The sequence below is a fragment of the Aquimarina agarivorans genome, from assembly GCF_000218485.1.
GTDB lineage: Bacteria > Bacteroidota > Bacteroidia > Flavobacteriales > Flavobacteriaceae > Aquimarina > Aquimarina agarivorans.
The window spans coordinates 47,299-66,461 of the sequence record NZ_AFPB01000168.1; the positions used below are offsets into that span (position 1 = coordinate 47,299).

The 19,163-nt window shown below is 36.0% G+C and carries 14 protein-coding genes; 6 read left to right on the forward strand and 8 right to left on the reverse strand.

The genetic code is table 11. The features are described from left to right. Nucleotides 1-221: 221 nt before the first annotated feature. Nucleotides 222-551 (forward strand): hypothetical protein, encoded by a 330-nt coding sequence (locus GMC_RS0114020; RefSeq protein WP_029489807.1) that lies wholly within the window; start codon nucleotides 222-224, stop codon nucleotides 549-551. Nucleotide 552: 1 nt separating this feature from the next. Here GMC_RS0114020 and GMC_RS0114025 read toward each other — a convergent pair whose 3' ends face one another. From GMC_RS0114025 to GMC_RS0114045, 4 genes are all read right to left on the reverse strand, one after another. Next, complete coding sequence (locus GMC_RS0114025) at nucleotides 553-1,152, reverse strand: thiamine phosphate synthase (protein WP_010522745.1); 600 nt, start codon at nucleotides 1,150-1,152, stop codon at nucleotides 553-555. A 588-nt stretch (nucleotides 1,153-1,740) separates the two neighbouring features. After that, nucleotides 1,741-2,151: a large conductance mechanosensitive channel protein MscL gene (mscL, locus tag GMC_RS0114030; protein WP_010522746.1), complete on the reverse strand. Its 411-nt coding sequence runs from the start codon at nucleotides 2,149-2,151 to the stop codon at nucleotides 1,741-1,743. A 99-nt stretch (nucleotides 2,152-2,250) separates the two neighbouring features. Then, nucleotides 2,251-3,348, reverse strand: a complete 1,098-nt coding sequence (gene alr / locus GMC_RS0114040) for an alanine racemase (protein WP_010522747.1) — start codon at nucleotides 3,346-3,348, stop codon at nucleotides 2,251-2,253. A gap of 17 nt (nucleotides 3,349-3,365) precedes the next feature. Continuing rightward, nucleotides 3,366-3,944, reverse strand: a complete 579-nt coding sequence (locus GMC_RS0114045) for a thymidine kinase (RefSeq protein WP_010522748.1) — start codon at nucleotides 3,942-3,944, stop codon at nucleotides 3,366-3,368. Between the two features lie 231 nt (nucleotides 3,945-4,175). Between GMC_RS0114045 and GMC_RS0114050 the strand changes: the two genes are divergently transcribed. Both GMC_RS0114050 and rsmI read left to right on the forward strand, forming a co-directional pair. After that, on the forward strand, nucleotides 4,176-5,225 hold the full coding sequence (locus GMC_RS0114050; protein WP_010522749.1) for a DUF8457 domain-containing protein: 1,050 nt from the start codon (nucleotides 4,176-4,178) through the stop codon (nucleotides 5,223-5,225). Between the two features lie 111 nt (nucleotides 5,226-5,336). Then, a complete protein-coding gene (gene rsmI, locus GMC_RS0114055) occupies nucleotides 5,337-6,011 on the forward strand; it encodes a 16S rRNA (cytidine(1402)-2'-O)-methyltransferase (RefSeq protein ID WP_010522750.1) in 675 nt (224 codons plus the stop codon). Nucleotides 6,012-6,038: 27 nt separating this feature from the next. Here rsmI and GMC_RS0114060 read toward each other — a convergent pair whose 3' ends face one another. Beyond that, complete coding sequence (locus tag GMC_RS0114060) at nucleotides 6,039-7,046, reverse strand: endonuclease/exonuclease/phosphatase family protein (RefSeq protein WP_010522751.1); 1,008 nt, start codon at nucleotides 7,044-7,046, stop codon at nucleotides 6,039-6,041. Between the two features lie 120 nt (nucleotides 7,047-7,166). On the opposite strand from GMC_RS0114060, the gene GMC_RS0114065 reads away from it, so the two are divergent. The 3 genes from GMC_RS0114065 to GMC_RS0114075 all read left to right on the forward strand — a co-directional run bounded on the left by GMC_RS0114065 (nucleotide 7,167) and on the right by GMC_RS0114075 (nucleotide 16,805). Continuing rightward, nucleotides 7,167-9,959: a TonB-dependent receptor gene (locus tag GMC_RS0114065; RefSeq protein ID WP_010522752.1), complete on the forward strand. Its 2,793-nt coding sequence runs from the start codon at nucleotides 7,167-7,169 to the stop codon at nucleotides 9,957-9,959. Nucleotides 9,960-9,971: 12 nt separating this feature from the next. Beyond that, nucleotides 9,972-11,354: a DUF5689 domain-containing protein gene (locus tag GMC_RS0114070; protein ID WP_010522753.1), complete on the forward strand. Its 1,383-nt coding sequence runs from the start codon at nucleotides 9,972-9,974 to the stop codon at nucleotides 11,352-11,354. Nucleotides 11,355-11,588: 234 nt separating this feature from the next. Beyond that, on the forward strand, nucleotides 11,589-16,805 hold the full coding sequence (locus GMC_RS0114075) for a T9SS type A sorting domain-containing protein (RefSeq protein WP_010522754.1): 5,217 nt from the start codon (nucleotides 11,589-11,591) through the stop codon (nucleotides 16,803-16,805). Between the two features lie 502 nt (nucleotides 16,806-17,307). On the opposite strand, the gene GMC_RS0114080 is transcribed toward GMC_RS0114075, so the two are convergent. Genes GMC_RS0114080 through GMC_RS0114090 form a run of 3 tightly spaced genes read right to left on the reverse strand, consistent with a single transcriptional unit; the run spans nucleotide 17,308 to nucleotide 19,150 of the window. After that, entirely contained in the window at nucleotides 17,308-18,123 is an 816-nt protein-coding gene (locus GMC_RS0114080) for a TPM domain-containing protein (protein WP_010522755.1), read from the reverse strand. After that, nucleotides 18,123-18,563, reverse strand: a complete 441-nt coding sequence (locus GMC_RS0114085; protein ID WP_010522756.1) for a TPM domain-containing protein — start codon at nucleotides 18,561-18,563, stop codon at nucleotides 18,123-18,125. Before GMC_RS0114085 ends, GMC_RS0114080 begins: the two co-directional genes overlap by 1 nt. After that, a complete protein-coding gene (locus GMC_RS0114090; protein WP_010522757.1) occupies nucleotides 18,563-19,150 on the reverse strand; it encodes a LemA family protein in 588 nt (195 codons plus the stop codon). The genes GMC_RS0114085 and GMC_RS0114090 overlap by 1 nt, the downstream gene beginning before the upstream one ends. Nucleotides 19,151-19,163: the final 13 nt, after the last annotated feature.

Genomic DNA, 19,163 nt, shown 5'->3' on the forward strand with positions numbered 1-19,163 from the left:
TAAATGGGATATTCTGCTAAAATCAAATATACAAAAAAATTACGTATTCGTATTATTTGATTAATTTTACAACAGTAAATTTTTTGGGTATGATGTTACGATTTTTTCTTTTTTTTGTGCTTTGACAACGTTGTTTTCATGCAGTAGTGACGATTTGGTGTCCCGCGATAATAATCCTTTTTTTAGGACAAAGCGCTCCTAATTTTACGTTGAACTTAACTTTGGCAACTAATGCTGATTTACAGTTTACTGGAGGAGAAATTTTCCTTCCACCATCAATCGCTTTAGGTTCCGTAGGCGGGGTGTATATCAGAAATCAAGGAAATGACCGATTTGTAGTTTTTGATTTAGCAGAACCAAATAACCCTATTGGAACATGTACTATACCTGATAAGGTAACAGGTGTTTTTTTACAATATACTTGTGGAGAAACCACTTCCCAATACAATTTTGTCGATGGTGCAAAACATGGAGCTGAAGGAACAAATGCATTTCCTTTACGAATGTATAGGGCTAGGCTATCAGGGAGTGTTTTAAGTGTTACTCGTTAATTTAATAGGTGGTGTTGATTGCCTGAATAAGTTCCTTCATGGCATTAAGTGGATCACAAGCATTCCAAACACCTCCAAGTACGCCTACACCAACGTAGCCTAAACTTTTTACTTGTTCAATATTGTTGGCATGTATGCCTCCCATGCCAATTACAGGAACTTTAATAGGACGTACATCAAAGGTTTTTCCTTTCATATCTGGTTGTGAAATGGCGTTAAAAACAGGACTCAGTAGGTTGTAAATTAACGGAATTTGTGCATACAGCATAATTTCCGAAGGATTGTGAAATGACGTACTTACATCATAACCCTGTGTGGTGAATCTAGCCACATAAAACCCGAAATCTTCGCCCATATCAATGCGAGGTTGTTCTTGTATATGCACTCCTTTAAGCATAAAATCCTCTGCCAAATCATGTTGATAGTGTAATACAATACGACTGTGATATTGTTCATCAATAGCGCTTAAGTAAGCCATATGTTGTGCGTAACTTTTATGTGGCTTTCGTAAATGAAGAATTTGCAGCCCAGCTTCAAAAAATGAATTTAGTAGTTCAATTTCGTTAGCAATATCTTTTTCAGGGGTTATAAGTATAAGCATAATAGTGCGTATGATAATATTTAGTTTTAAAACTAACCTTTTCAATCAGGGTGTTGAGCTACCGTATTAAAAAAAGAGATAGCGGCAGTTTAGTTTTAATATGATGATGAATTTAGAGCTTTTTTTATAATTCATGTTAAGTTTCGAAATTTTAAGACTTTATTGGTCTCAGGTTTAGTTAAAACTTTGCATTTTTAATGCATTTCGCTTTTAGCTTCTAAAAATATTACAAGAGCTATTGGCAATTAGTAATTAGCTGTTGGTTTTAAAATATTGCTAATAGCCAAAGGCTAGTAGTTAATTGCAAAAACGGATGTTTAAAAAAGTAATGACTTTTAGTCATAACCAAAACTATGGTACTTTTAGTCCATAGTGGTTCATTTTTAGTTATTAGTAATACCAATGAATGTACTATTAAAAAAGGGTTAGTTTTTATGACTAATTTAAAATCTGCGCCAATACTACGCCATTTGTGACGATTTTATTACTCAAAAATTAATCAAAAAATACCCCAAGTTAGCAGATCACTATCTTGGGGTTTACATTTATAAAATAAGTAGTGTAGCGGTTAGCTACGTTTTGTATTCATTATTTTTTTAAAGCATCTCTAATTTCAATAAGAATATCTTTTTCTGTCGGTCCAGCTGGTGCTTTTGGTGCTTCTGGCTCTTTTGTTTTTTCGTAAGCTTTAAGTACAATATAAATAAACAAACCTACAATGATAAAATTAATAATTGCTTGGATTAAGTTACCATAAGTCATTACAGCAGCTCCGGCTTCTTTTGCTGCTTTTAAACTTTCGTAATTTTCTCCATTTAAAGCAATAAACTTTTGGGTAAAATCAGTACCCCCGGTAATTAAACCTACAACAGGCATTATAATATCAGCTACCGCTGAATTTACTATTTTACTGAATGCGCCTCCAATTACAACTGCTGTTGCTAGGGCTACAATGTCTCCTTTTAAAAGGAATTTTTTAAAGTCACTGAAAAATGCCATTTGATTATATTTTAATTGTTAGTACTACTAATGTACTTAAAAAAACAAATGAAATTAAACTTTTGTTAAAATAACAGTGAAATTTATACGATCAACGCCCTATTTTTTCGTTATAATTCGTTTTACTCTAGGGCCAATATCTGTGATCAATTCGTATGAAATTGTACCCGCAGCTTCTGCCAAAGCAGCAGCCGTGTGTTCGCTATCAAAAATTATCACTGTATCTCCTTCATTACAATTAATAGCTGTAACATCAACCATAATCATATCCATACAGACATTACCTAAAATGGGGGCTTTTTGTCCGTTGATAAATACAAATCCTTTTTTATGACCGTAGATTCGGGTAATCCCATCGGCATGACCGAGTGTAATGGTTGCGGATTTTATGGTAGTTTCAGCTATAAATCCGCGATTATATCCTAAGGAGCCACCGGCAGGTATTTCATGAATTTGCGAAATTACCGAAGTTAAACTAGCTACTGGTTTCAAGTTTTGATCATACTTAGCATCATTTCCAAAACCGTACAAACCAATTCCCGTGCGCACCATGCTAAAATGTGCTTCAGGATAATTTAAAATACCCGATGTGTTGGATTGATGCACCATTGGATCATTCATCATCTGCGATTGTAAGGCTCCCGAAAATTGCTTAAATCGTTTGATTTGTTGCATTGTAAAAGGCCTTTCATTTTTATCTTCGCTTGCTGCCAGGTGCGAAAATAAGGACTTAATTGACAAATTTGCCTCCTCCACCTGATCTAAAATTATAGGAATATCTGCATCCGAAAATCCTAAGCGATTGAGCCCCGAATTGTATTTGATGTGTACTGGAAAATTTTCCTGTTGATTGTCCATACAAAATTGCGCAAAAGTGGTTAATACGCGCTTGCTGTATATACCAGGTTCTAATTTATATTTGAGTAGCAATTTAAAATTATGAGGCTGTGGATGCAGTACTAAAATAGGAGTTTTAATTCCGCTTTGGCGCAATGCTGCTCCTTCTTCTGCGTAAGCAACACCAAAATAATCTACCCCTAAAGTTTCCAAATGACGTGCAATTTGTACAGCATCGCTGCCATAGGCCACTGCTTTAACCACCGCCAATAACTTTACCTTTGCATTAATTTTACTGCGCAGGTATTCATAGTTATGGGTTAAATTATTTAGATTTATGGTTAAAACGGTTCCGCTCATCCGAGTGTTTTTTTAGTCTATTTATGGTTTTCTTTGTAAAATGCTGCCCTACTTAATGGCTCATATGCATCGGATTCGCCAAGCATGACCAAGTTTTCATCCGTAGATTTCCTATGACTGTAATGTGCCAAATTTCCAGTTTTTGCACAAACGGCATGCACCTTAGTTACATACTCCGCAGTTGCCATAAGTGCCGGCATAGGACCAAAAGGATTTCCTTTAAAATCCATATCCAGCCCTGCTACAATTACCCGAATGCCTTTGTTGGCAAGGTCGTTGCAAACGCGCACAATGCCTTCGTCAAAAAATTGTGCTTCGTCAATACCTACTACATCGCAAGTATCCGCCAAAATACGAATATTTGCCGCGGCAGGTACGGGAGTGGACGCTATTTCATTATTATCATGCGATACTACATTTTCTTCGCTATAGCGAGTATCCACCATAGGTTTAAAAATTTCCACTTTTTGCTTTGCAAATTGCGCTCGTTTTAAACGCCTTATCAGTTCTTCCGTTTTTCCTGAAAACATGGACCCACTTATAACTTCTATCCATCCAAATTGCGCTTCAGGATTTACTGTATTTTCAAGAAACATTTCGTATTTTTCAGCCGGTTAAATTCTTTTTTTCGCGCAAAGCGACTTAAAGGAATAAAACCTGTTTGTTGTTATACAAATGTATGCAATAAAGACTGATTCATACTCATTTTTCATTGACTAGTCATTAGCTGCAGTGCAACTGCAAAAGCCAAATGTTTGGTACATATTTGAAATTTCGATAGCTGTTTCAAACTCATTTAACACCACATGGTGGAACAAAATTACTTTATGAAAGCGCAACTTGAAAAAGAACTTAAGGATTTAGCCATTGATTTATTAAGCCTACAGCACCAAAATACGGAGGATTTAAAGCAAAAAGTAGCTGATATTTATGACCGATTGTGTGTACTTGCCTATGCCGAAAAGCAGGAAACTGAACAGCCTGTTGTGCCAATAGTTGCAGCTGTGGAAACGGCATCCGAAAAAGAATTTGACCGCAAAAATGAGGGGACTGATTTTGGTACTTCCCTTACGGGAGAAGATACAACAGTGACTACTGAAAATATGGAGGCAGCTGTTACCGAAACGCCAACGCTGCCTGAGCCAGTGGTGTCTAGTTCAGAAACCAAATCAATTTCGGAAATTATACCTGATGTACTGCCAGAAGCTGTTGCCGAAGAAACACTTTTTGAATTTAAAAAAACCGTTGAAAATGTTTCTGAAACATCAGAGCAAATTTTAGAATCAACATTAGCGGCTGAGCAGCATCCCGAAGAGGCTCAAAAATCTTTTGAAGCTACAGAACAAAAACTGGAGCAATTTCCTATAAAAGAAACTCCCGAAGTTATTGTCAACGAAATACCTACGCCACCAACTGATGCGCCACAGCTTTTACATGAATTAGAAGCGTTAACGGCAGGGTTTGATTTGCCTGAGTTTGATCCAGTACCACCACCCACGTCAACTATTGAAACAACAGTTCCAGCGACGCCAACTGAAGCAGATGTGTTTTCAAACGCTACTGCTCCTATAGCTGATCCAACACCTACCAAAGTAAATGAAGTTGGTGGATTGCAACAAAGGTCTTCTTTAAATGATAGCCTAAAAAAAACCATTCAAATTGGGTTGAATGATCGTATTGGATTTGTAAAACATTTGTTTGATGGCAATCAGGATGATTATACTCGAGTACTTTCGCAATTAAATACTTTAGAAACTCATACCGAAGCTTCAAATTTTATCAATCATATGGTAAAACCTGAATACAATAATTGGGAAAATAAAGAAGCGTTTGAAACACGTTTTTTAGAAGTGGTTTTTCGTAAATTTGACCTTTAAATTAGCATCCGATTTAAACAACGATTTTTTTGAATTGTTTTAAACAAATTTGATTTTTTATCAAGAAGTTGCAAATTGAATGTTGACTTATAACATGGACTAAAAAATACTGTGAGTAAATTATATCTTGTTCCTACACCCATTGGCAACCTGAATGACATGACATTTAGGGCAATTGAAGTGCTTAAACATGTGGATTTAATTTTGGCTGAAGATACCCGAACCAGCGGTAAGCTTTTAAAGCATTTCGAAATAAGTACGCATATGCAAAGTCATCACATGCATAACGAGCATAAAACGGTAGATAGCATTCTAAAAAAGTTGGAAGCTGGACAACAAATTGCTTTAATTAGTGATGCCGGAACGCCGGCCATTTCGGATCCAGGATTTTTACTGACTCGTGCTGCGGTAAATAAGAATATTACGGTAGAATGTTTGCCTGGTGCTACGGCATTTGTACCTGCCCTAGTCAATAGTGGTTTGCCTAACGATCGATTTGTGTTTGAAGGGTTTTTACCCGTAAAAAAAGGAAGACAAACGCGTTTACTAGCTTTAGCAATAGAGGTACGCACGCTTATTTTTTACGAATCGCCGCACAAATTAGTTAAAACACTCACTGATTTTGCCACCTATTTTGGCGAAGACCGACAGGTTTCAGTTAGCCGAGAACTTACTAAACTCCACGAAGAAACCTTAAGAGGCACTGCCACCGAAGTTGCTACACATTACAAAAATAAACCGCCGAAAGGTGAACTTGTGATTGTTGTAGCTGGCAAAGGAAAATGAGTTTTTAAAATCAGTCATGTCCATGAACTAATTTTGTGGTCGAATCAGATACATATAAACTGGAAAATGGTCGCTGTAACCTGCGGTATACTTTCCCCTGCTAAAGGTGCGTTTAGGGTACCCTTTATAATTCCCCTTAGAGTGTACCAAAAACTTAGGATTGAATACATATGATTTGTACAACCTAAAACCAATGCTATCCAACAATGTATTGGAAATAATAATTTGGTCAAATAAATTCCATTTATCTCGATAAGCCAGGCTGCCTAAGCCTTTTTTGTGTAATATTTCCATAGTATTATACAAATGATATTTAGCATATGGCTTAGTAACAGCTTTTGTTTGTAGTATTTTTTTAAAGCTTTTATCAGCGGGGTCGTCATTAAAATCACCCATAATAATTACGTTAGCTTTAGGGGTAATTGTTTGAATGGAATCAACAATTTTACTACATAATTTAGCTGCTTCAATACGTCGTGGTTGACTTCGTTTTTGACCTCCCCTTCGTGAAGGCCAATGATTAATAATTACATACATAAGTTCATTGCCTAAATAACCAGAGACACATAATTGATCCCTGGAGTAAATAGGATTGTTAAATTCATCTTTTAAAAATAATCGGTGCTTTTGCGCATTTTTTAGTGTAAAAACAGACCGATCGTAAAGTAATCCTACATCAATACCTCTTCGGTCAGGGGATTGGTAGTGCACTATATCATAATCGTACGCTTTTAAAGGAGGTTGCACAATTAGTTTTTCAAGTACTTCTCTATTTTCAACTTCTGCAACACCTAATAAAGCAGGAGGTTTTTTACTGCTTTTGGCTCCAATTGCACTAATAACTTCAGCCAAGTGATCAAGCTTAATCTGCAATTTGTCTTCAGTCCATTGATGCTTTCCTTCAGGTGTATAATCCTCATCAAAAGTAAGTGGGTCATTAATGCAATCAAATAGGTTCTCTAAATTGTAAAAAGCGATAGTCGTAACGGAATAGAGGGCTTTCTGTCCAAAAATCAAATGACAGTTAAAGCCCATAAATAGTAGCGTAAGTAGCGTTTTCAAGATTATAAAATATTGTATTTAAGCAAATTAAAAAAAATATTGTAGTTTCGTCTACTTTAAAACAATTAGTTTTGTCTATTAATCATATTTTTAATGTTTAGATTTTCTTATTGCATTTTATTTCTTTTTCTGAGTATTTCAGGGTATTCTCAACAGCAAAAAATAGTAGGTAAAATCATTAATGAGCTTACCCAAAACCCGGTAGAAAACGCAAGCGTAAGCTTATTGCATACTAATTTTAATGCCACTACAAACCACGAGGGAATATTTAGTTTATCTGGAACATTTCCGTTGGGAGAACAAGTGCTTAAAATTCAAAAAAATGGTTTTTTAGTAATGCAACTACCCATTGTAATAGAGTTGGATAAAGTACTACAGTTACCTCAGTTGACATTACAAGTTGATTTAGTGAATGCCCACCAAACATTTGCCACTATTGATTTAACAAATGATCAACTGGAAACGGATCAAAACAATGAGCAAAATCAAACTTTGTTGCAAGCCTCTCGTGATGCTTTTCTAAATAGCGTAGCTTTTAACTGGAGCGCTACTTTTTTTAGGATAAGAGGATTGGGGAATGAGCATAACAAAATGTTGATTAACGGTGTGGAAATGAACAGCCTTTATAATAATCGCCCCAATTGGAATAATTGGACAGGACTGAATGACATACTAAGGTCTCAGGAAAACACCTTTTACAACAGCTTAAGCCCATTAAGTTTTGGATCGGCTTTAGGTGTAACAAATTTAAAATTAAATGCTTCAAGTTTTGCAACAGGTAAAAAGGTAGCTGTAGCTAGTACAAACAGATCATTTCAAGGCCGGTTAATGGCAACATACCACAGTGGTGTACAAAAAAATGGATGGTCTTATAGTTTTTCTGCTTCCGCCAGAAGGGCAAAACAAGGCTATATTGACGGCACAAGTTTACAATCATTTAGTGTATTCGCTAGTGCTGAAAAGCAATTTAACCAAAAACATAGTTTGAGTTTAACAGCACTATATACGCCTATTGAACGTGGGAAAGCCTCACCAAACACCAATGAGGTAACTGAACTTAAGGGTACACGGTATAATTCATATTGGGGAATTCAAAATGGAAATATTCGAAACTCAAGAATCAGAAGAGTGCAGGAGCCTATTGTGACCATGTCTCATTATTGGAAACCAACCTCAAAATGGAATATACAAAGCACGTTACTTTTTCAAAGTGGGCAAGTTGGTAATAGCAGGTTAGATTATACAGGCAAGGTGGTAAGAGAGGTCAATGAGCAAACTTTTTTTGAAGGAGGAGGACGAAATCCTGATCCGTCCTATTATCAAATACTACCAAGCTATTTTTTAAGAAATAAGGGCAACGAAAATTTTGAAGCAGCATTTTTAGCTGATCGAAATTTTAGAGCAAATGGGCAACTGAATTGGCAATTCCTATATAATTCAAATCAAAATACTAACGAAAATGCCACGTTTGCCTTATATGAGGATCGAAACGACGATACCTTTATAGCAGCTAATACAATAGTAGATTATCACTATTCCGAAAATATAAACCTACAGGCCAAAGCAGCTTTCAGAAGATTAAAAAGCAACAATTTTGCAGAATTAACTGATTTACTTGGAGGGAGCGGTTACTTGGATATCGATGGTTTTTCTGAAGGTGATCAGGCGCAAAATGATTTACAAAACCCAAATAGAGTAGTAGGTGTAGGAGATATTTACAAATATAATTACGTACTAACAAACAATGTTGCAAATGGTTTTATACAAGTTAGTTACAGTAAAAACAAATGGGATGTAACTTCAGCCATTGCAGCAAAGGCACAGCAGTATCAACGCATTGGTAAATTTGAAAACGGATTTTATCCGGGCAGTTTATCGTTGGGAAAAAGTAAAAAACTTACGTTTTTAGGCTATGGTTTTAAATTAGGTTTGCAGCGACAAATAAATCCTAAATGGTATACTAAAGCTTCGGTGTTGGTAAATAGCCAGCCCCCGTTATTGCAACATTCGTTTACCAATCCTAGGCAAAATAACGACACCGTATTGGATTTAAAAAACGAACAATTGATGTCAAGCGATATAAGTGTGGTGTATCAATATGGGAGTATTAAGACTCGATTTTCAGCGTATTGGATTCAACAAAAAAGCGGTACCAATCGTTCGTTCTTTTTTACTGACAATTTAGCTGGGTTGGGTCGTATTGATAATGCAGGTTTTTTTCAGGAAATTATGACTGATATTGACAAACAAAACATAGGATTAGAATTTGGAGCAGAAATTGCAATGACAAGTACGCTTACGTTAAATTTGGCAGCAGCTTACGGCAAACACAGGTATAGTAATAATCCAAATTTGTATGTAACATCAAATACCATTGTAGAACCGTTACTTATTGGTCAAACATTTTTAAAAAATTATCATTTAGCAACGGGACCCCAACAAGCTTATGGAGTAGGATTTAGTTACCGCGATCCTACGTATTGGTGGTTTAGCACACAGCTTAATTGCTTTTCAAATTCCTTTAGTAATATAAGTCCGTTTACACGTACTCAAAATTTTGTAACTGATGTTGATGGTCGCGCTTTTGCAAATTTTAATGAAGCAAAAGCAAAAGAGCTACTACAACAAGAACAGTTTCCTGCATATTTTTTGTGGAACGCTATAGGCGGAAAGTCCTGGAAAATAAAAAAACATTACCTCGGTTTTGTTTTAGGGGTTCAAAACTTACTAAATCAGGTATTCAAAACAGGTGGTTTTGAGCAATCTCGCAATTCAAATTTTAGCACTTTAAGTGCTGATAGCAATAGGTCAAATCCCTTATTTGGCTCTAAATACTGGTATGGTTCAGGCACTACATTTTACGTAAATACCTATTATAGATTTTAAAAAATAACTAGCATGAGAAAACAATTAGTAAAGCCAATTATAAGTATTTTGTTTATCATACTCACCGCTATGTCATGCGATGATAATATTGAAGTGCCTAAACCTCAAAATATTGAAATTCCCAATGGTACTATGGTAAGCATAAGTGCTGCAAAAGCAGGGTTAGATCGTGCCGAAAACAATAGCATCACCTTTACCTCCGACCAGTTTTTAGAAGCTTATGTAGTGTCATCTGACAAGGGAGGGAACTTTTTTAAAGAGTTGATTTTACAGGATAAACCCGAAAATCCAACTGCTGGTATTCATTTTTTGATAGACGAGCGCGCTTTGCATAATCGTTTTCCTTTTGGAAGTAAACTATTTGTACAGTTGAACGGTTTAAGTGTTGGTTTTGGCAATGGCGTAGTAAAATTAGGAAAGTTATTAGAAAATGAAATTGTAGCCTTAACAGCATTTGAAATTGATCAACATGTGTTTAGAACAAACGAAATTGCAACAATCCAACCTTTAAATGTAACATTGCAAACGCTTACGCGAGAAAAGGAATCACTGTTAGTGAGGTTATCAAACATGCAATTTAATCCAGAACTTTTGGGCGATACGCCCAAAACGCTTGCTGCTGAGTCTACTGATAATTTTGATGGTTTACGGCTCATGAAAAATTGCGATGAAGGGATAGAAGTCGCCTTATGTACAAGTACGTTTGCAAGTTTTAAAACGCTAACGTTGGCAAGTGGGTCAGGCGATGTTATGGGAGTATTGAGTAGGGATTTTAGAGATGATTTTTTTGTTTTGAAAATGAATACAGCCAGTGATTTAAGTTTTAATGAAAATACCCGATGTGACCCCACATTTTTTGAGTGTACCAATACAAGTATTGATGCCACAGATCTTTTATTTTCGGAGGACTTTGAAACCATTACCAATGAAAATTTACTCGAACCCCTAGGTTGGTTAAATATAAATGTAACAGGCGATGAAGAGCGTTGGACTGACAAAAAAATAACTAACGTAGCTAATCGAGTACTTACAATTTCAGCTTTTAATAGTAATTTGCGCCCTTTGGAAGCATGGCTTGTCACACCCGAAGTTGATCTCACTAATGTAGAGGATGCCTTTGTTCAATTTAGGGTGCGTACGCAGTTTAACAATGGAAAAATATTGCATGTTTGGATTACCAATAACTTTTCTGGGGAGGTAAAAACAACGGAATGGGAACTGCTTCCTGTTCAAATACCAGTTGCGTCGTCAAATTACAATACCTTAAAACAGCCTATTTCATGCCTGCCAGGGAAGGTCAGAATTGCTTTTCAGTACAAAGGTTTTGACCCCACAGCTACAGCTACATACCAAATTGACGATGTTAAGTTTTACGGTAATATTAAATTTCCTTAAATAAAATAATTTTTCAAACTTTTTTTATTACGTAATTTTTAAATAAGATTATTCTTACATGTTATAATTAACTGATTTACAGCGCATATATTTGTGGTAAGGCTTATGCAAAAAATCAATTCAATAGATTATATCTATCCGTGCTTAAGATGATTAATAATCTTGTCCGTTTTTTGTATATATTTATCGAATAAATAAAGTGCCCTTTAATCTATTAAATTTAAAAATTAATCCATGAATTCAAAATTATTTTCGTTAGTAACGGCCATTGGCCTTAGCACTTCTGTGTTCTCTCAGGTCGAAGTTGATATAAACTTCGATATGAAACATACAGTTGGAGGAAAAGAAACTTTTGATAGGAATAAGTACATTGTTTTGCACGCAGATGCTACTGAAAACGATTACAATGACGAGCTAGGTAAGCTTGATTCCTTAATCAATTTGTACGATGCTTACTATGGTCGTGAGACTGGGCGTATGCGTTTTACAGTGGATCAAGTAAGAGAAAACGCCAACAGACCAGGCTTTGCTGATCCAGCAAGTATTGCTGAATGGGGTACTATTTTAAATAACTCTTATGCTGACAGAACGTCAAAACATCCTTTTGAAAAAGGAACTACAATAACAGCAGCTCAAGATGCGCCATTTTTCCCAAATGGACGTCATGCAACTGGACAAGGTTGGTTTTTTTCTGAAACAAATTCTGCTGAAGAGCCTTTTGCATCAGCCACAGGTCAGTTTATGGGATTATTCATGCAAGAACTTTATGGCGAGGGAGGAACAACTGGTGCTCCAAGACCTGAATATGTTGAGGTGATTAACGAGCCATTTTTTCCATTAATTGATTTTGCTTCCGCTGGGGAGGAGTCAAGCGCTACTGATATTTTTGAAATGCATAAAACCGTAGCAGATTCGGTTAGGAAATATTCGCCTGAAAGTAAAATAGGAGGATTTACAAATGCATTTCCTGATTTAGAAGCCGAAGGTTTTGAAGCACAAAATAAAGTGCCTTTTGGTCAGTGGGAAGAGCGTTGGAGACGTTTCATTGACGAGGTTGGTCCACAAATGGATTTTTATTCAATTCATTTATATGACTTTCATAGTATTGGAGGAAAAGAGCAGTTAAGAAAAGGTAGTAATATGGAAGCTACCATGGATATGATTGAGCATTACAATACGTTACAGTATGGCGAAGTGAAGCCTTGGGTTATATCAGAGTACGGTGGGCAACTAAATGACTTTTATGCGCAACCATGGTCACCAGCAAGAGATTGGTTAATCCTTAAATCATTTTCTTCAATGATGATGCAGTTTATGGAAAGGCCTGATGTTATTGAAAAAACAGTACCATTTGCTCTAGGTAAGGCAGAATTTTTGTTTGGTGAACAGGCTGAAGGGTTTGCTTACCCTTGGCGTATGATGCGTAAAAAAGACGAACCAGCTTCTCGCAATAGCGATGAATATGTATTTACTGATGTGGTTAAATTTTACCAATTATGGAGTGATGTAAATGGTACACGTGTAGATACAAAATCCACGGATCTAGATATTTTAGTTGACGCTTACGTGGACACCCCTGAAAATAAGGCATATTTAATTTTAAATAGTTTAGCAGAAACTAACCTGAGTGTAAACTTAAACGAGTTTGGTTTAGGAACAAGTAATGTTACTGGCGTAAAAATCAAACACCTTTTTCTTGGAGCAAACAATGTACCAGTATTAGATATTACCGAAAGTAATACAGCACCTGAATCAGTTGTGGTTAATGAGGAGGGAACACTTATTATAGAGTATACTTTTGATAACGCAGTTGCTATTTCAGAAACTTCTACAGAAAGTAAAACCTATGCAACTACCTACAAGCAAGCAATTGTCGCGGATCAGGCTATTTCATTTACTATACCAAACATTACTTTAGGTACTGATGGAGAAGCCTTATTAAGATTAGGTGTGGGTAGAACCATTGATGCAAGTAGAGTGCCTGTAGTAACAGTAAATGGAACTCCAATTTCAGTTCCTACAGATTACCGAGGTGATGTTCAAACCCAAAGAGATTCGTTTTTTGGTATTTTGGAAATTCCAGTACCTTTTGAAAATTTGGTTTCTGGCAATAATGAGGTTACCGTTAGTTTTAATGATGATGGAGGATTTATAAGTAGTGTTGCTTTACAAACATTTGATTTTTCTCGTGAGGTAACCAGAACACCAATAGGTGATAGAGAGCGTTCATTAACTTTTGATAATATAGCTGATTTTACTCCTGCTGGAGAAGCTATCCCTGCGTTTACAATTAGTCAAAATATAAACTTAAGCCTATCTTATACAACAGGGTTGACTGATGGCGTGGAAGAAGATTTAACATACATTGCTGCGCAAATCCGTCAGGTAGATGAATTAGGAAATGCCGTAGCAACTAGTGAATTTATAACTTTAGCTCCTGGCGAAGCTGATAATGCAGGTGTAGCTGAAAATTTTACCTATAAAATTCCAACAAATTTTGCAACACCAAATACTGATTTAATTCCTACTACGGAAAACTTACCTGAGGGACACAAATTATTCCTTTTGTTATTCATGTCTGTGGATGGTGATACCAATTTTGCCAACGCAAATACTGAAATTGTTATTAACGAAGTTCCTGATCGCGAACGTTCATTAACTTTTGATAACATTGCTGATTTTATACCCGCAGGAGGAACATTACCCACAGTGGGGTACGGACAAGAAGTGACATTACAATTAACCTACGCAACAGGATTGACCGACAGGGTTGAAGAAGATTTATTTTACATTGCAACTCAAGTAAGACAAATTGATGCAGATGGTAATATTATTGGTGATAGTACATTCACTACAATTTTACCTGATGATGCTCCAAATTCAGGTACGGTTAATTTTACGTACACGATCCCAACTGAATTTGAAACACCAGCTGTAGGTCCGATACCTACAACAGCAGAGTTGCCAGAAGGACATCAATTAGTATTGTTAATTTTTATGTCTACTGAAAATAACACTCTTTTTGCCAATGCAAATACATCAATTGTATTAAACGCGGCCGCAGATAGAACAAGAGAAATTACATTTGATAACCTAAGTGAATACATTCCTTCAGGGTCAAGCATTCCTGTATTTGAACAAGGTCAAATTATCCCTACTACTTTAACGTATACTACAGGTGTAAACGCAGGAGTTGAAGAAGATTTGAGCTACGTAGCTATGCAAGTACGTCAGCTTGACGAAAATTTTAATATCGTTAATACAAGTACTTTTCAAGCAGTAGTAGGTGATGATGCAGTAAATAGCGATACAGTTTCTTTTGATTATACATTGCCAACTACTTTTGACGACGGCGAAGCTATTCCGCTTTCGGCAGATTTACCAACAGGGCATAGCTTGTTTTTATTAACCTTTATGTCGGTTGATGGCGATGCAGGTTTTGCGGATGCTAACACTCAAATTACTATTATTGAGCCGCAGCGCCGAAGAGCAGTTACTTTTGATAACAAATCGGATTACATGCCATCGGTTACTAGTTTACCTACCTTTGAGCAAGGACAAACTATACCTACAACTTTGACGTATAGTACAGGTTTAAACGATGATGAAACTGAAGAGGATTTGACTTATATAGCAATGCAAGTTCGTCAGTTTAATGAAAACTTTGCTGTAGTAAATACAAGTACTTTTGAGGCGGTAGTAAGTGGTGATGATCCCAATACGGGAACAGTAGACTTTGATTACACGTTACCAACTACGTTTGATGATGATACGGTGATTCCATTGTCATCAGAACTACCAGAAGGACATAAGTTATTTTTACTGATATTTATGTCAGTTGATGGGGATACAGGTTTTGCAGATGCAAATACTGAAATTGAAATCATTTTAGCCAACAGAGAAAGAACAGTAACGTTTGATAACGTTGCCGATTATGTTTCTGAAGAAACTAGTTTGCCAACATTTGATTTTGGACAAACATTTTCAACTACTTTAAGTTATACTACAGGTATTTTTGATAACGAGACTATTGAAGATTTAGACTATGTAGCTATGCAATTGCGCCAGATAGATCAAGCAGGAGGCGTGGTAAATATAAGTGCTTTTGAAGCTGTAGTTACTGCTGATGCAGAAAATAAGGATACAGTAACCTTTGATTATACACTACCTGTTAGTTACGAAAGTGGCGACCCAGTTTTAGACTCTGAAAACTTACCTGATGGACATAAATTAGAGTTATTGATATTTATGCAAGTTGATGGAGGTGCTGGTTTTGCTAATGCAGATGGAGAAATTTTTATCAACGAACCAGAAGCAGATCGAGAAAGAACAGTAACTATTGGTAGTTTAGATGCGTTTATTCCGGAAGGAGGCATAGTGCCAACATTTGTTGAAGGAGATGAATTTTCAGTTTCAATCACTTACAATACAGCTGAATACCCTAATAGAATTGAAGATGTATCAAGTTTAAGTATTGAATTGCGTCAGGTGGATCAAGAAAATGGTGTAGTTAATACCGTAAATGTAGGTGGAAACCTTATTGTTGACGTGACTACTGCGCCAAATGAAAACACCGTTACTGTAGATTTTACATTACCAACTATTTACAATAACGGAGACCCTGTGTTAGTATCCGAAGCATTGCCTGATGGTCACAGTCTTGTTTTAGCAGCTAAATTGGGCGTAGATAATGATACCGCATTTAGTGAGGTTCAGGAAGAAATTAGTATTGAACGTTTTATTGAAGATAGAGAAGCTTTCATTACTTGGAACAACAGAGATGAGTTTGTATCAGGAAGAAGAAACTTTCCTGTATTTTTCTTTGGAGAAACGGTTAATTTAAATTTGAGTTATTCAACACCAATTGTTGACGGAATTGAAGAAGAACTAGAATCCGTAAGGGCAAGAATTGTTCAAGTAAATAGAAAAGGTAAAATAATTAGACGTACTAGAACCGCAAGGATTTTAACTGAAGGAGCACCAAATATAGACACTAGATCAGTAGCTTATACATTGCCAACACAGTTTAATGACGGTAGATTAATACCTAATTTACGCAGACTACCTAGAGGACATAGACTTAGATTGATACTATTAGTAAGAACTAAAGAATCTAAACGAGTAGCAACAACTAGATCAACTATTGGATTCTTAGGGTTTAATTACTATTACAACAATTTTAGTAGTTATTTTGGAGCTAAAACCTTAGATTCGAATGATTCTGAAGTGAGTTTGTATCCAAATCCAGCTCATGAGGCTGTAATAATAAGCAATGCAACTGCATTTAAAACAGCTACTTTAATTGGCTTAAATGGCGCTGTAATAAGTTCAATCAATCTTACTGAATCAGATAGTTTTAATGTAAGCCAATTAAGCGATGGTATTTACATCATCAAATTATTTGGAGAAGACGCTATTGAAAGAACACTTAAAATTGTAGTAAAGCATTAAAATTTAATGTGTAGTTCCTATTAATCATTAGTAATTATATAGGAATCGAATTCTAAACAAAAAGCTAAATGATGGTGACATCATTTAGCTTTTTTTGTATGGTTATCAGTCAAAATACAGCTGAAAAATTATTAAAGAAGGTGAGGATATATTTTCATTTCGGTTATTAAATGTCTTAAATATTTTGTGTCTTTTTAATATTGGACTACCGTAATACCTCAAACTTTTTTGATAACCGAAGTACAAATATATGCTTCAGCTAATCCTTAAATACTAAAATAAAAGCTTTTGATACGCAATTTAGAGGAGTGAAATCTGTACCATTTTTCTTGTATATACTATCAAAAATATATAGCTAGAAATAATAATTCCACAACATTTACGCTTGATCCAATGTAACCATTTCTCAAAACAGAAATGACGTAAACTATTTTGAAAGTAGTATTACTGAAACCTTGGAAGGGTATATTGTATTTGGTGTAACTTATAAACTGTAAATAAACTACCAGCTCCCGCCGGCACCTCCACCGCTAAATCCTCCGCCTCCGAAACCACCTCCAAAGCCTCCGCCACCTGATGAGCGTCCAAAACTTCCGCCACTGTAGCCACCGCGGCCCATGTTACTTAAAATGATCACATCAAGCAAACTGCGTGCTTTTCGGCTATTTCCACTATTACGATCGTCGTCATCACCCCCTTTATTCTTTTTGGATGACCATATGATTAAGAGGAAAATTAAGAAGAAAACGATAAACATAAACGGAATACCTTCACCCTCCCCTTTAATTCGATTACGAATCCGAGTACCTTTATAAGTCCCATTCAACATTTGTATAATTGCCGAAGTTCCTTTATCCAACCCTTGGTAGTAACTACCTGCTCTAAACTCTGGTAATATAATTTCTCGCGTAAGCGTTCCTACTTGCCCAGCAGTTAAATATTGCTCTACACCATATCCTGGAGATATATGAATTTTTCGATCATTTTTAGATAGCAAGATAAAAACCCCATTATCCTTATCTGCTTGTCCTATGCCCCATTTATGAGCCCATTTAGGTGTTAAAATTCCTATAGCTTCGCCTTTTAAGCTATTAATGGTAGCGATAACAATTTGTGTACTTGTGGTATCGGAATACTTGATTAATTTAATTTCTAATGCGCGCCTTTCGGCTGGACTTAAAATATTGGCATAATCATACACAGCAACTTGTTCAGTGGCTTTTGCAGGTTTTGGCGGTATATCAAACTGCGCATGTATTGTATTTATTTTTATAACAAATACGAAAAGTAATGCCAGTACTATTTTTAGTTTACCCATTATAACTTTGATATTTCATCGGTAAGTTCATTGGTGTCATCAGCATCCCACGGAAAGTATTTTTTTAAAGCTTCTCCTATTTGGGTAACCCCTAAAATTAACCCTTTGGCAAAATGTTGTTTTTTAAACTGATCTTGAATAACATCGCGCGTACTGTTCCAAAAATCGGGACCTACCTTTTTGTTAATCCCATTATCGCCATACACTACAAATTGTTTTTGATTTACAGCCACATAAAGGATCACACCGTTTTCTAACTTGGTATTATCCATTTTTAGCATATGAAATACCTGCTGCGCCCGTTGGTACACCTCAGCATGATCATAGTCTTCCAAATGCACACGTATTTCGCCAGAAGTCTGCTTTTCAGCCTTGCGGATTGCGTCAACAACTTGTTGTTCTTGTGTTGAAGTTAAAAAGGTTGCAACACTACTTGCCATTATTTGAAATCGAAATTAACGTCCACTGGTTTTTCCGCTCCTGCTTCGGCATCAAAATAAGGTTTGGCATCAAAACCAAAGATTTTTGCAGTTATTAAACCCGGGAAACTTTTCACTTTATTGTTGTAAGGTTTTATTGCCGCATTAAAACGCGTACGAACAGTTAAAATTTGATTTTCAGTACTTGCTATTTCATCCTGCAATTTCAAAAAGTTCTGATTGGCTTTTAGGTCGGGATAACGTTCCACGGTGACAAGTAAACTTTTTAAAGCCCCACTTAATCCCCCTTGAACCTTATTGAATTCGGCCAATTGCTCGGGTGTAATGTTGGAAGGGTCAATGTTTACCGAAGTTGCTTTTGCTCGGGCATTTATTACCTCCACTAAAGCACCTTTTTCATAATCAGCAGCCCCTTGTACTGTTTTTACCAAATTTCCTATAAGATCATTTCTTCGCTGATAGGCTGTTTGTACATTCCCCCAGGCTTCTGCCGTGTCTTCATTGAGTGATACAAAAGTATTATAATCACAGGAATTTAAGGTTAGTGCTATTAAAATAAGCCCAGTAATACGTAATAGTAATTTCATGATAGTGTAGTTA